The organism is Ectopseudomonas composti (assembly GCF_001567565.1).
Taxonomy (GTDB): Bacteria; Pseudomonadota; Gammaproteobacteria; order Pseudomonadales; family Pseudomonadaceae; genus Aquipseudomonas; species Aquipseudomonas composti_A.
Window position 1 is genome coordinate 658,942 of record NZ_LSSW01000029.1, and the last position, 14,128, is coordinate 673,069.

General features: G+C 65.5%; 13 protein-coding genes. 7 read left to right on the top strand and 6 right to left on the bottom strand.

Going from position 1 to position 14,128, the window contains the following annotated elements; all coding sequences use genetic code 11:
• Positions 1 to 165 precede the first annotated feature (165 nt).
• From PCLY_RS19510 to PCLY_RS19535, 6 genes are all read left to right on the top strand, one after another.
• Entirely contained in the window at positions 166 to 1,440 is a 1,275-nt protein-coding gene (locus PCLY_RS19510) for a glycerate kinase type-2 family protein (RefSeq protein ID WP_061241298.1), read from the top strand.
• Positions 1,437 to 2,852, top strand: a complete 1,416-nt coding sequence (gene pyk / locus PCLY_RS19515) for a pyruvate kinase (RefSeq protein WP_061241300.1) — start codon at positions 1,437 to 1,439, stop codon at positions 2,850 to 2,852. The genes PCLY_RS19510 and pyk overlap by 4 nt, the downstream gene beginning before the upstream one ends.
• 91 nt (positions 2,853 to 2,943) lie before the next feature.
• Positions 2,944 to 3,858 carry an urea transporter gene (locus PCLY_RS19520; protein ID WP_061241302.1) on the top strand — a complete coding sequence of 305 codons (915 nt, stop codon included), beginning with the start codon at positions 2,944 to 2,946 and terminating at the stop codon, positions 3,856 to 3,858.
• Between the two features lie 89 nt (positions 3,859 to 3,947).
• On the top strand, positions 3,948 to 5,840 hold the full coding sequence (locus PCLY_RS19525) for a PhoX family protein (RefSeq protein ID WP_061241304.1): 1,893 nt from the start codon (positions 3,948 to 3,950) through the stop codon (positions 5,838 to 5,840).
• Positions 5,841 to 5,952: 112 nt separating this feature from the next.
• On the top strand, positions 5,953 to 6,342 hold the full coding sequence (locus tag PCLY_RS19530; RefSeq protein WP_061241306.1) for a hypothetical protein: 390 nt from the start codon (positions 5,953 to 5,955) through the stop codon (positions 6,340 to 6,342).
• Positions 6,343 to 6,537: 195 nt separating this feature from the next.
• Positions 6,538 to 6,900: a cupin domain-containing protein gene (locus PCLY_RS19535; RefSeq protein WP_061241308.1), complete on the top strand. Its 363-nt coding sequence runs from the start codon at positions 6,538 to 6,540 to the stop codon at positions 6,898 to 6,900.
• 275 nt (positions 6,901 to 7,175) lie between these two features.
• Here the strand turns inward: PCLY_RS19535 and rbsD are convergent, their stop codons facing one another.
• From rbsD to PCLY_RS19565, 6 genes are read right to left on the bottom strand one after another with little or no spacing between them, the layout of a single operon-like run.
• The gene (rbsD, locus tag PCLY_RS19540; RefSeq protein WP_061241310.1) at positions 7,176 to 7,580 is read right to left on the bottom strand and encodes a D-ribose pyranase; all 405 of its coding nucleotides are present in this window, start codon (positions 7,578 to 7,580) and stop codon (positions 7,176 to 7,178) included.
• A complete protein-coding gene (gene rbsK, locus PCLY_RS19545) occupies positions 7,577 to 8,485 on the bottom strand; it encodes a ribokinase (protein ID WP_061241312.1) in 909 nt (302 codons plus the stop codon). The genes rbsD and rbsK overlap by 4 nt, the downstream gene beginning before the upstream one ends.
• Before the next feature lie 49 nt (positions 8,486 to 8,534).
• Entirely contained in the window at positions 8,535 to 9,533 is a 999-nt protein-coding gene (locus PCLY_RS19550) for a LacI family DNA-binding transcriptional regulator (RefSeq protein ID WP_061241314.1), read from the bottom strand.
• A gap of 6 nt (positions 9,534 to 9,539) precedes the next feature.
• Positions 9,540 to 10,520 carry an ABC transporter permease gene (locus PCLY_RS19555; protein ID WP_061241316.1) on the bottom strand — a complete coding sequence of 327 codons (981 nt, stop codon included), beginning with the start codon at positions 10,518 to 10,520 and terminating at the stop codon, positions 9,540 to 9,542.
• Positions 10,517 to 12,085, bottom strand: coding sequence for a sugar ABC transporter ATP-binding protein (locus PCLY_RS19560; protein WP_061241318.1), 1,569 nt, complete (start codon positions 12,083 to 12,085; stop codon positions 10,517 to 10,519). The genes PCLY_RS19555 and PCLY_RS19560 overlap by 4 nt, the downstream gene beginning before the upstream one ends.
• Positions 12,082 to 13,038 carry a sugar ABC transporter substrate-binding protein gene (locus tag PCLY_RS19565; protein ID WP_061241320.1) on the bottom strand — a complete coding sequence of 319 codons (957 nt, stop codon included), beginning with the start codon at positions 13,036 to 13,038 and terminating at the stop codon, positions 12,082 to 12,084. The genes PCLY_RS19560 and PCLY_RS19565 overlap by 4 nt, the downstream gene beginning before the upstream one ends.
• 199 nt (positions 13,039 to 13,237) lie before the next feature.
• Between PCLY_RS19565 and PCLY_RS19570 the strand changes: the two genes are divergently transcribed.
• The gene (locus PCLY_RS19570) at positions 13,238 to 14,104 is read left to right on the top strand and encodes an ion transporter (protein WP_061241322.1); all 867 of its coding nucleotides are present in this window, start codon (positions 13,238 to 13,240) and stop codon (positions 14,102 to 14,104) included.
• The last annotated feature ends 24 nt before the right edge of the window (positions 14,105 to 14,128 follow it).

Below are 14,128 nucleotides of genomic sequence, written 5' to 3' on the forward strand. Positions count from 1 at the left end.
CGATTCCACTCCCCAGGCGCTGCCAGGCGGCGCCTGCGGACTGGAATCGATCCAGCACCACCCAAGAGCCTATTCAAGGTCTCGCGAATTGGAGCCTGTTTTTAACGCAGCAGGGCCGGCGCGCAGCAGACGTTGAACAGGCTCCAAGAACAAGAGAACACCGCCATGACCTTCGACCCGCAACGCCTGCTGCGCGACCTGTTCGCCACCGCCATCGCCGCCGCGCATCCGCGCCAGGTGCTGGCCGATCACCTGCCCGCCGAGCGCAGCGGCCGCGTCATCGTCATTGGCGCCGGCAAGGCCGCCGCGGCGATGGCCGAGGTGATCGAACAGGAATGGCAAGGCGAGATCAGCGGCCTGGTGGTGACCCGCTACGAGCACGGCGCCGACTGCAAGAAGATCGAAGTGGTGGAAGCCGCGCACCCGGTGCCGGACGATGCTGGCGAGCGCGTTGCGCGCCGCGTGCTGGAGCTGGTGTCGAACCTCAGCGAAGACGACCGGGTGATCTTCCTCCTCTCCGGCGGCGGCTCCTCGCTGCTGGCGTTGCCGGCAGACGGCATCAGCCTCAAGGACAAGCAGGCGATCAACAAGGCGCTGCTCAAATCCGGCGCCACCATCGGCGAGATGAACTGCGTGCGCAAGCACCTCTCGGCGATCAAGGGTGGTCGTCTGGCCAAGGCCTGCTGGCCGGCCACCGTCTACACCTACGCCATCTCCGACGTACCCGGCGACGAAGCCACGGTGATCGCCTCCGGCCCCACCGTGGGCGACCCGACCACCTCGGCAGAAGCCCTGGCGATTCTTGCCCGCTACGCCATCGACATCCCGGCCAACGTGCGCGCCTGGCTACAGGACCCACGCTCGGAAACGGTCAAGCCGGGTGACCCGGTGCTGTCACGCAGCCACTTCCAATTGATCGCCACACCCCAGCAGTCGCTCGACGCCGCCGCTGCCAAGGCCGAAGCGGCCGGTCTGCCGGTGCTGATTCTCGGCGACCTGGAGGGTGAATCGCGTGACGTCGCCAAGGTACACGCCGGTATCGCTCGCCAGGTGCAGCTGCACGGCCAGCCGATCAAGCCGCCCTGCGTGATCCTCTCTGGCGGCGAAACCACCGTCACCGTGCGCGGCAATGGCCGTGGCGGGCGCAACGCCGAATTCCTCCTCAGCCTCACCGACAGCCTCAAGGGTCTGCCCGGCGTCTACGCGCTGGCCGGTGACACCGACGGCATCGACGGCTCCGAAGACAACGCCGGCGCCATCATGACGCCGTACAGCTATGCCCGTGCCGGCATCAAGGGCCTGAGCGCCCGCGACGAGTTGGACGACAACAACGGCTACGGCTATTTCGCCGCCCTCGACGAGCTGATCGTCACCGGCCCGACCCGCACCAACGTCAACGATTTCCGCGCTCTCCTGATTCTCGAGGCCCCAACCCAATGAACGCTGACAAGAAAGTGAAGATCCTCGCCACCCTCGGCCCGGCGATCCGCGATGCCGCGCATATCCGCCAACTGGTGGAAGCCGGGGTCAACCTGTTCCGTCTCAACTTCAGCCACGGCGAACATGCCGATCATGCCCAGCGCTACCAGTGGGTGCGTGAAGTGGAACGCGAGCTGAACCAGCCGATCGGCATCCTCATGGATCTGCAGGGACCGAAACTGCGCGTCGGCCGTTTTGCAGAAGGCAAAGTGCAACTGGTCAACGGCCAGAGCCTGCGCCTGGATCTGGACACGACGCCCGGTGACGCCAACCGGGTCAACTTGCCCCACCCGGAAATCATCGAGGCGCTGCAGCCGGGCATGAGCCTGCTGCTGGACGACGGCCGCCTGCGCCTGAAAGTGACCGCCAAACAGAATGATGCCGTGATCACCGAAGTGATCGCCGGTGGCGAACTGTCCGACCGCAAGGGCGTCAATGTGCCCGAGGCCGTGCTGCAACTGTCGCCGTTGACCGAGAAGGACCGCCGCGACCTGACCTTCGGCCTGGAGCTGGGCGTGGACTGGGTGGCGCTGTCGTTCGTGCAACGCCCCGAGGACATCGTCGAAGCCCGCGAATTGATCGGCGGCAAGGCCTTCCTCATGGCCAAGATCGAGAAACCGTCGGCGGTGATCCACCTGGAAGAAATCGCCAAACTGTGCGACGCCATCATGGTCGCGCGCGGTGACCTGGGCGTGGAAGTGCCGGCCGAAAACGTGCCGCGTATCCAGAAAGATATCGTGCGCACCTGCCGCCAGCTTGGTCGCCCGGTGGTGGTCGCCACGCAGATGCTCGAATCCATGCGTTTCTCGCCGGCGCCGACCCGCGCCGAAGTCACCGACGTGGCCAACGCCGTCGCCGAAGGCGCCGATGCAGTGATGCTGTCGGCCGAGACCGCCTCCGGTGATTACCCGCTGGAAACCGTGCAGATGATGAGCAAGATCATCCGCCAGGTAGAGAACGGCCCGGACTACCAGAGCCAGCTCGACGTCGGCCGCCCGCAGGCCGAAGCCACCGCCAGCGACGCCATCAGCTGCGCCATCCGCCGCATCAGCTCGATCCTGCCGGTCGCGGCCCTGGTCAACTACAGCGAGTCCGGTGCCAGCAGCCTGCGCGCCTCACGCGAGCGCCCGAAGGCGCCGATCCTCAGCCTGACGCCGAGCCTGACTACCGCGCGGCGCCTGACCGTGGCCTGGGGCATCTACTCGGTGGTCAACGAACGCCTGCGCAAGGTCGAGGAAGTCACCAGCACCGCGCTGGAAATCGCCCAGGCCCAGGGCATGGCCCAGCGCGGCGAAACCGTGGTGATCACTGCCGGTGAACCCTTCGGCCAGCCCGGCAGCACCAACAGCCTGAGGATCGAAACGCTGCATTGACCCTACACGGCTCCTCCAAGCGACACGGACCGCTCCCCCTCTCCCATTTATGGGAGAGGGGTTGGGGGAGAGGGCCCTTGGCACAGACATCATGCCTCCACTACCAACCTCACACCCAACCCTGCAAAGCCTGCGTGCCCTGCTCAGCGGCTTCGCCCAGATATTTCTCCAGCAACACCCGGGCTGTGGCCTGCTGGTGCTGCTGGCCATCCTTATCGGCGCACCCGATCTGCTACCTGGCGCGCTGCTCGGCGGCCTGTCCTCGACCCTGATCGCGCAGCGACGCGGCCACCCGCCTACGGACATCGCCATCGGCCTGTACGGCTACAACGGCATCCTGCTCGGCCTGCTGCTCAGCCTGAAGTTGCCTTGGACTCCGCTGTTGCCCGTGCTGATCATCGCCAGCGCAGCCCTCTCCAGCCTGTTGCTGGCGCCCTGGATGCAGCGCATGCGTATACATGGCTGGCTGCCTGCTTTCACCTTTCCCTTCGTGCTGCTCGGTTGGCTGTTGCTGGCACTGATCGTCCAGCTCGAGCTGCCAGTTGCGCAGCCCAGCCATGCCCCCGAACAGCCGGAGCTGAGCGTTCTGCAGTTGATGCTCGCGGTGCTGCGCGGCCTGAGCCAGGTCATCTTTCTCGACTCACCATTGGCCGGCCTGTGCCTGTTGATCGGCTTGCGCCTGGCCGATGGGCGCACGGCACTGTGGGCGCTATTGGGGTCCGCTAGCGGCACAACCCTGGCCCTGTTCTACGGCTGGCCCGCCGAGGACGCGCTGGCGGGTGTGTACGGCTACAACGCCAGCCTCGCCGCCATCGCACTGGCGCAGGTCCACCGCTGCCCGCTGGTACCGGCCTTCGGCGTCCTCCTCGCACTGGTGCTGCAGCCGGGCTTCAGCGCCCTTGGCCTGCCCGCCCTGACCATGCCGTTCATCCTTGCCTGTTGGCTGATCAGAGCCGGCGCGCAAAGCTGCCAGCGCGCAGCCCGCAACCGCAGGCCCACAGGCTGATCCCTCAAGGGGGAAACCATCACGCGATGTCATTCAATTGTCATCCCCTTACCCTAGGGTCCTGCGCATCCAAAGCAGGAGCTACCGTGATGCATGACAATCAATTGACCGACCTTGAACGCCTGACACTGTCCCGTCGCCGCTTCATCAGCGCGGGCGCTCTGACTGGCGCTGCTCTGTTTCTTGGCGGCGGTCTGCTGGGGCGCAGCGCGCTGGCCGAGGCGGTCAGTGCCAACAGCCGCAGCCCGCTGATGGGCTTCGCCAATATCGCCGCCTCCAGCGCCGACACCATTACCCTGCCGTCCGGCTATTCGTTCAATACCCTGATCAGCTGGGGCCAGCCGCTACATGCAGGCGGACCGTCGTTCAAGGGCGACGGCAGCAACAGCGCCGCCGAGCAGCTGCTGCAGTTCGGCGACAACACCGACGGTATGAGCTTCTTCCCCTGGCCGGGTGACGCGGATCGCGCACTGATGGCGATCAACAACGAGTACGTCAACTACCGCTACCTGCTGCCACACGGCGAGCTGCCGAAATCCGCCGAGGACGTGCGCAAGGCGCAGAACGCTGAAGGCGTGACCGTGATCGAGGTGCGCCGCCAAAACGGCGCCTGGAGCTTCGTCCAGGGCTCGCCCTACAACCGCCGCATCCACGGCAACCTGCCCATCGAAGTCAGCGGCCCGGCCCGCGGTCACGACCTGCTCAAGACCAAGGCCGACCCGGCCGGCATCGAGGTGCTTGGCACCTTCCAGAACTGCTCCAGCGGTCAGACCCCGTGGGGCACCTACCTGACCTGCGAAGAGAACTTCAGCGACTGCTTCGGTAGCAACGACGCCAACCTGCAATTCAGCGCCGATCAGAAGCGCTTCAGCGTCGAGCACGACAGCGGCGAAAACCAGTGGCACCACTTCGACCCGCGTTTCGATCTGGCCCAGAACCCGAACGAGCTGAACCGCCACGGCTGGATCGTCGAAATCGACCCCTTCGACCCAACCTCCAAGCCGATCAAGCGCACCGCCCTGGGCCGCTTCAAGCACGAGAACGCGGCGCTCACCACCACTCGTGATGGCCGCGTGGTGGTGTACATGGGCGACGACGAGCGCGGCGAGTTCATCTACAAGTTCATCACCCGCGACCGCCTGAACCGCAGCGACGCCAAGGCCAACCGGCATATCCTCGACCACGGCACCTTGTACGTCGCGCAGTTCGATGCTGGTAACGGCGACGCCGACCAGCCGCGCGGCCAGGGCCGTTGGATCGAGCTCAGCGCCGGCAAGAACGGCCTGACCGCAGCAAACGGCTTCGCCGACCAGGCCGAGGTGATGATTCGTGCACGCCAGGCCGGTACCCTGGTTGGCGCTACCCGCATGGATCGCCCCGAGTGGATCACCGTCAGCCCGCAGGACGGCCAGGTCTATTGCACCCTGACCAACAACAGCAAGCGCGGCACGGACGGCCAGCCCGTCGGCGGCCCCAACCCGCGCGCCAACAACCTCTACGGGCAGATCCTGCGCTGGCGCGAAGCGGCCGATGACGCCGCGGCCGACACCTTCGCCTGGGACCTGTTCGTGGTCGCTGGCAACCCGGTGGTGCATCCCGGCACGCCCGAGGCAGGCAGCCACGCAATCAACGCCGACAACATGTTCAACAGCCCTGACGGCGTCGGTTTCGATGGCGGCGGTCGCTTGTGGATCCAGACCGACGGCAAGTACAGCAACGAGGGCGACTATGCCGGCATGGGCAACAACCAGATGCTCTGCGCCGACCCGCAAAGCGGCGAGATCCGCCGTTTCATGGTCGGCCCCGTGGGCTGCGAAATCACCGGCCTGGCCTTCTCGCCGGACTACCGCACGATGTTCGTCGGCATCCAGCACCCTGGCGAAGCGGGCGGCTCGTCCTTCCCCGACCACCAGCCCGGCGTGCATCCGCGTTCGAGCGTGGTGACCATCACCCGTAAAGACGGCGGCGTGATCGGCGCCTGACGCCGGCAGCGGCATACGACGCGAGCCCTGCGCAGGCTCGCGTCGTTAATACCACCAGAAATGCCCTATAGTCGTGATGCCTGCCGCAAGGCTGCCACTGGACGACACACGCATGAAAGGATGGATTCTAGGCCTGAGCCTGCAATTGCTGGCCACACTGCTGCTGGCTGGTGAGGTGACGACAGTGATCGGGCCGGTGGAGCAGATCGAAATCCTCGAGATCGGCCAGGGCCCCAATACGGCCGTGGACAGCTGCCAGGAATACAGCGTGACAGCAGAGGAAGTCGCCGACTTCCTGCGCCACGCCATCGTCATCACTCACCGCCAGGAACACGACTGGTACCTCTACGGCCCCTGCTACGCCAGTGGCACGCTGACCAGTCGCTACGGCCACTGGCACTGGCTGCTGCGCAACATGGGCACCGGCTGGCTGACGGCCGTCACCGGCGAGACCTTCGTGCTCGCTGATCCACGGCAGGAGTCGTCGCTGGGCGACGATTAACCTGACAACGGCCTGTTGAGGCGTTTTCAGGAGAAACTGCCCTCGCCTCCGCGGCGTCTGATCCACCGCTCGCGCACGCTCAACCAGGCAGGCGGCAAGACGTTTCCCCGGTACCCGATGTCGCTGCCACGACTGGCTCCGTTATCCGACCCTGCTAGCGTGCATGACCTACAGCCCTTATCGAGCGAGAACGACATGCTGCACAGCATCAAGCAAGGCATCACCCTGGACGAACTGGAACTGGCCGGCACCCTCGAGGACATCGGTGTCGAGATGCTCGAAGGTGACAACGCCATGTTCGCCCTGACCACCTTCGCCACCGAGGACGAGTCGGTCAGCGCCGGCTACTTTGGCGTGCGCCGCAGCCGCTTCCGCCTGCCCTACACCTTCCACGAGCAGGCAGTGGTAACCCTCGGCGAAGTGAAGATCACCAACGAAGCCACTGGCGAAACCGCCCACTACAAGGCCGGTGATTCCTTCTTCGTCGCCAGCGGCACCAACACCCTCTGGGAAGTCGTGAGCGACAGTTTCACCAAGCACTACCTGGCCGTCGACTGAAGGGCACCTCTAAAAACTACCTGCGTTGCCATCGCGGCGTTAAAAACAGGTTCACAGCCGAAGGCTGAACGTGCTTTAGCGCGGCCCCGAAGGGGTGAGCGAAGCGAATCAAGTGCTCATTTACAGCTCGTAAACTCCGCTTTTTCGCCTGTTTTTGCGGGGCCGCCATCGGTATTGCGCTGGCTGCCTCGGCTCGGGCTTCCTGCTTCGCTCTACCTCCTGCATCCATGCAGTCGTCGCATACGTTCTTAGAGGTGCCCTGAAACGACAGATGTTCAGAAGGTAACGCCGGCCACCAGCGCGATATTGCTGTAGGGCCGGCACTCGCCGGTGCGGATTTGCACCCGCGCCGTGCGGCAGGCAGCTTTGAGCTCTTCATGGCTGACCAGTTGCCGCTCACCCAGCTCACCCGCTGCGGTCAGCGCCTCGATGGCCTCCAGGGTCAGAGGCGCGACTTCAAGGGTTTCGCGGGCCAGCAGATGGCCCTGCACCTGCATTTCGCTGAGCACCACCTTGAGCGTGGTGACGAAATCCGGCACGCCAGCGGTCAGCGCCAGATCGATGCACGGCGTGCCCGGCGGGATCGGCATACCGGCATCGCCGATGACGATGACATCGCCATGGCCGAGCCGAGCGATGGCGGCGGAGAGTTCGGCGTTGAGCAGCGGAGTCTTCTTCATGCGGGCAACTCGTGACGATGAGGGATCGAGGGTTGGGCGCCTGGCCGGGTAACGGCCAGGGCGGCGGCCTGCTGGCCAAGGGTGATGGCCGCCTCCAGGCTCATGCCTTCGGCCAAACCGGCGGCAAAACCACCGACGAAGGTGTCGCCGGCGGCCGTGGTGTCCACGGCGACCACCGGCGCGACCGGTACGTGCAGGTGGCGAGTGGCATCGGCATACAGCACGCCCTGACGACCCAGGGTGATCAGCACGCGCCGGGCGCCGGCCTCGAGCAAGCACTGAGCAGCGCGCAAGGCGGTTTCCGGCGAGTCCACCGGCAGGCCGGTCAACAACGCGGCCTCGCTTTCGTTAGGAATCAGGTAATCGACCAGGCCGTACCAGTGCGCCGGCAGCGGGCCGACAGCCGGAGCCGGGTTGAGGATCACCATACGCCCCAGCGCATGGGCGCGGGACAAGGTGGCCTCGACTGCCGCCGCTGGCACTTCCAGTTGCGCGATCACCACCTCGGCATTGGCCAGCAGCGCCTCGTGGCGCTCGACGCGCACGGGGCTCATCTCACCATTGCCACCGGCGACGATGACGATGGCGTTCTGCCCGGCATCATCGACCAGAATCGAGGCGATGCCGGTTGGCGTACCGACAGCGACATCAACCGCGCTGCAGTCGATACCCTCGGCCAGCAGGCCACCGCGCAGCTCGCTGCCGTAGGCGTCATCACCCACGCAGCCCACCATCGCCACTCGCGCGCCGAGGCGCGCTGCCGCCACGGCCTGGTTGGCGCCCTTGCCACCGGCAGCGGTGAAGAAGCCATGCCCGGCCAGGGTTTCACCGCCAACCGGCAGACGCGGCGCGCGCACGATCAGATCCATGTTCAGGCTGCCGACTACCACTACGTTCGCTTGCATTGCAGGTGTTCCTCTCCATCGAGCACAAGGCTGCGGGCCTTGCGCTCGATCATGCGTCAGGCGCTGCACTGGACTCGCGCAGCACCAGAATGGGTTCGATCAGTTGCTGAGTAACGGCCAGCCCCGGGGTGCGGATACGCTCCAGCAGGCGTGCGGCGACCTGTTCACCCAGCTGGCCGATGCACTGACCAACCGTGGTCAGCGCCGGATGCAGATAGCGGCTCACTTCGATGTCGTCGAAGCCCACCACCGACAGCTGCTGCGGCACCTGCAGCTGGCGTTCGGCGGCGGCGCGCAGCACGCCCAGCGCGATCATGTCGTTGCCGGCGAAGATCGCCGTAGGCCGTGGCTCGGCAGCCAGCAGCACCTGCGCGGCAGCGTGGCCGGCCGGGCTGGTAAACGGGCAATCCACTACCGCCAGTGCCTCGATGCCCGCCTCCTCCAACGCACCGCGATAACCGGCGGCGCGCAGCTGGGCCACCTGGGTGCTGGCCGGGCCGCCGATGCAGGCGATGCGCCGATGGCCCAGTTCCAGCAGATGGCGGGTCGCGAGATAAGCGCCCTGCTCATGATCGACGCGCAACTGGTCGGCGCTGACGCCGTCCAGCGAGCGGTCGACCAGCACCAGCGGCACACGCAGACTGGCCAGCGCTTCGGCGAAGGCCGCGTCGCTGGCCACGGTGGCGACGATCAGGCCGTCGATGCGCCGCTCCAGCAACACGCGCAAGTAGCGCAGCTGTTTGTCGATGTCGTCGTCGGAGTTGCACAGGATCACGCTGTAGCCGTTGCGCTCGGCGTGATCCTCGATGCCGCGGGCCAGCTCGGCGAAATACGGGTTACTGGCATTGGGCAGCAGCAGGCCAAGGGTGCCGGTGGCACGCCCCCGCAGCGAACGGGCCACGCCGCTGGGCACGTAGCCCAGCTCGGCAATGGCCGCTTCGACCTTGCGACGAACCTGCTCGCTCACAGGGCGAGTGCCGTTCACCACGTGAGACACCGTGGTGTAGGAAATGCCGGCGCGGGCGGCGACGTCCTTGATGGTGGCCATGGACGGTCAGGCCCGGCGCTTGGCGCGGTAGCTGCGGTAGGTGTCGAGAATCACCGCGACGACGATCACCGCACCGGTGATGATGCGCTTGGTCGGCTCGCTGGCGCCGATCTGCGCCAGACCCGCCGCCAGCACGGAGATGATCAGCACACCGAAGAAGGTACTGATAACCGAACCACGCCCGCCCATCAGGCTGGTACCGCCGATCACCACGGCGGCGATCACTTGCAGCTCCAGGCCGGAGCCGGCGTTGGGGTCGGCGGCTTCCAGGCGGGAAATCTGGAACAGCGCGGCCAAGCCGGCGAGCAGGCCCATCAGGGCGAACACGGAAATCTTGTACGGCTTGGGGTTGATGCCGGCCAGGCGTACCGCTTCCTCGTTGGTGCCGATGGCCACCAGGTAACGGCCGAACACGGTGCGGGTCAGCAGCAGGTGCGCGGCGCCGATCACCAGCAGCGCGATCACGAACGACGGTGAAATGCCGGCAACCAACGGCGTCGACAGCCAGGCATAGGCGTCGCCAATGTAGGCAGTGCGCGAGTCGGTGAGCTGGTAGGCCACGCCCCGTGCCATCTCCAGCACGCCGAGGGAAACGATGAACGAAGGAATACCCCAGGCCACGGTGATGATCCCGGTCACGCTGCCGGCCAGCGCGGCGCAGGCCATGCCCAGCAGCGCGGCGGGCAGGATGCCCCAGCCGAAGCCGAGGGTGGCGACGCTGACCACCGCGGCGGCCAGGGCCAGCACCGAGCCCACCGACAAGTCGATGCCGCCGATGATCAGCACCAGGGTCATGCCCACCGCCAGCACCATCAGGTCGGGAATCTGGTTGGCCAGGGTGGTGAAGGTCGCATAAGACAGAAAATGGCTGCTCAACGAAGAAAACAGCACGATCATCGCCAGCAGCGCGCCGGCCAGGCCCAGGTAGGTGCCCAGGCCCTGATGGGTGCCGCTGCGCTTGGCCGGCGTGGCGGATGGAGTGGTCATTGGCAAAGCTCCTGTAACGGGGGGGCGACGTCGCCGAGCAAGGCCTCACGGCTGCGGTAGCCGGCGAAGGCGGCGGCCAGCAGACGATCCTGGCTCCAGTCATCGCGGTCGAAGGTTTCGATCAGGCGGCCAGCAGACAGCACGCCGATGCGGTCGCAGATCAGCATCAGCTCGCGCAGGTCGCTGGACACCACCACCAGGGCCTTGCCCTGGCGCGCCAGCTCACCGAGCAGGCCATAGATTTCGAATTTGGCGCCGACGTCGATGCCACGCGTTGGCTCGTCGAACAGCAGCACCTGGCAGTCGCGCTCCAGCCAGCGGCCGATCACCACCTTCTGCTGATTGCCGCCGGACAGCTCGCCAACTGCCTGATGAGCGCCATTGCAGCGGATGCGCATGGCATCGATCTGCCGCTGCGCCAGGGCCTGCTCGGCCGCCGGGCGCATCAGGCCGTGTTTGGACACCGCTGGCATATTGCCCAGCGCCAGATTGGCGGCGATTGGCTGGCCGAGTAGCAGGCCTTCGCCCTTGCGGTCTTCGGTGATCAGCGCGATGCCGTGGCGCACCGCCTCGGCAGGCGAGCGCACCTGCACCGGCAGCGGCGGATTGCCGATGGCCACCTGGCCGCTGTCGGCGCGATCGGCGCCGTAGATCAGGCGCAGCAGCTCGGTACGGCCAGCGCCGATCAGCCCGGAGATGCCGTAGATTTCCCCTGCCCGCACGCTGAACGATACGTCGTCGACCTTGCCGCGGCGGCTCAGATTGCTGATTTGCAGCAGCGGCGCGCCGATCTGCCGTTCGCCCAGATCGATGGCCTCTCCGACCTCGCGGCCGACCATCAGGGTGACCAGCTCGTCGCTTGAGTAGCGGTCGATGGGCTCCACCGCCACCAGCTGGCCGTCGCGCAGCACGGCGATGCGCTGCGCCACCTTGGCCAGTTCTTCCAGGCGGTGGGAGATGTAGACGATGGCCACCCCTGCCTCACGCAGGCGCTGGATCTGCTCGAACAACAGATCGACCTCGCGGGCGGTGAGCATGGCCGTCGGCTCGTCGAGCACCAGCACGCGGCACTCGCCGATCAGGTTGCGGGCGATCTCGACCATCTGCTGATGGCCGACGCCCAGCGCCGCCACCGGTGTATCCGGATCGATGGCCTCCAGGCCGACCCGCGCCATGGCTTCGCGCGCCATCTCGCGCAGGCGACCACGGGCAATCCAGCCAGCCCGGCTGGGCAGGTTATCGAGAAACAGGTTCTCGGCCACGGTCAGGGTCGGCAGCAGGTTGAGCTCCTGCAGCACCATGCGCACGCCGAGGCGCTCGGCCTCGCGGCGACTGGCCGGCGCATAGGGCTGGCCGAGGAAGCTCAGCGAGCCCGTGGTCGGTTGCTCCAGCCCGCAGAAAATCTTCGAAAGGGTACTTTTGCCGGCGCCGTTCTCGCCGGTCAGCGCCAGCACTTCACCGGCGCGCAGCTCCAGCTCGACCCCGCCCAGCACAGGCTGGACGTAGGTCTTGCCGATATCGCGAGCGGCGAGAACGGTCTCGCCGCCGGTTACCGCGTGGGTCACGGTTTGGTCACGAGTTCGACAGGGGTCTCGATCACGCCGTCTTTGGCACCGGTAGACTCACCCTTGACCAGCTTGAGCGCCGCTTCGATACCGAACACCGCCTGGCGCGCCGCAAACTGGTCGGCGGTGGCGAGTACGCGACCGTCCTTGAGCATCGGCTTGATGGCGTTGATGTTGTCGTAGCCGACCACCTGCACCTGGTCCTTCTTGCCAGCGGCGCGTACAGCCGACACGGCGCCCAGAGCCATGCTGTCGTTGCCGGCCAGCAGTGCTTTGAGGTTCGGGTATTCGTTGAGCATGGCCGAGGCCACGGCGTTGCCACGGTCGATTTCCCAGTTGCCGGACTGCACACCGACGATCTTCATGCCGGCCGCTTCCATGGCGTCCTTGAAGCCTGCGGTGCGCTGCTGGGCGTTGGTGGTGGTGGACACGCCTTCGATGATGCCGACTTCGTCACCAGCCTTGAGTTTTTCCTTGGCCAGGTATTCACCGACCAAGCGCGCGCCCTTGCGGTTGTCCGGACCTACGAAGGGCACGTCCAGACCTTTGCTCTTGACCACTTCGGGGTCGAGGCGGTTATCGATGTTGACCACCTTGATACCGGCATCGCTGGCCTTCTTGATCACCGGCACCAGGGCCTTGGAATCGGCGGGCGCAATCACCAGGGCATCGACCTGGGAGACGATCATCTGCTCGACGATGCGGATCTGCGCCGAGGTATCGGTTTCGTCCTTGATGCCGTTGGCGATCAATTCGAACTGGCCGGGGTGTTCTTTCTGGTAGGCCTTGGCGCCGTCTTCCATGGTGCGGAAGAACTCGTTGGCCAGGGATTTCATCACCAGCGCGACGCGAGGCGGCTCGCCTTCGGCGGCATGGACACTGGAAAAGCTGACAAGGGCGGCGGCGCCAAGGGCGATGGCAGCGCAGAGACGGGCAGGACGGAAAACGGACATGAGGAAGCACTCCGTGGTTATTGTCGTTTTTATCGGCACGCAAACGTTTGCGAGGCGCTGAAATTATGAAACGCTCGGAGAATTGTCAAATTTTCAGAGAGGCCGGGAGCGGCAAACACCGTTCGCACGGGTCTGTCACTTGCCCTCATGGCGTCGTCCTGCCTAGGCTTGCCCCTCGCATCACAAGGAGAGTCACGCCGTGGCCAAAGACCAGACCTGGCGCCAGCGCCTTTACATCATCATTTTCGAGACCAGCACGCCGGCGGCGCAGCGTTTCGACAACTGGCTGCTGGTGGCCATTCTCGCCAGTCTGATCGTGGTGATGCTCGACAGCATCGAGCGCTTTCACAACCAGTACGCCGGCATGTTCAGCGCGCTGGAGTGGTTCTTCACCGCATTGTTCGCGATCGAATATGGCTTGCGCCTGTACTGCTCGCCCAAGCCCCTGCGCTATGCCTTCAGCTTCTTCGGCCTGGTCGACCTGCTGGCCGTGTTGCCCGCCATCCTGGCACTGGTGTTCGTCGACGCGCAGTACCTGATGATCGTCCGGGCCATCCGAATGGTGCGTATCTTCCGCGTGCTCAAACTGCGCCACTACCTGACCCAGGCCAATTTCCTGCTGGTGGCGCTACGTGGCAGCAAGCAGAAGATCGTCGTCTTTCTGGTCAGCGTTTCTACCCTGGTCACAGTGTTCGGTGCGCTGATGTACGTGGTCGAAGGCCCTGCCCACGGTTTTACCAGCATTCCCACCAGCATCTACTGGGCAGTGGTGACGCTGACCACCGTGGGTTTCGGTGACATCACGCCGAAGACCCCGCTGGGCCAGATGCTGGCGACGATGGTGATGATTACCGGTTACTCGATCATCGCCGTACCGACCGGCATCTTCACCGCCGAGCTGGCCAATGCCATGCGCCAGGACGGTTTGCTGGAACACGACTGCCCGCACTGCCACAAGAATCGCCACGAGCACAGCGCAGCGTTCTGCAGCCGTTGTGGTGGACCATTGTTCAGCAGACAGGCCGAGCCATCACCGTCGGCGCAAAGCACGCCTGAAACAGACTGAAGCAAAACCGATCGGCCATCGCGT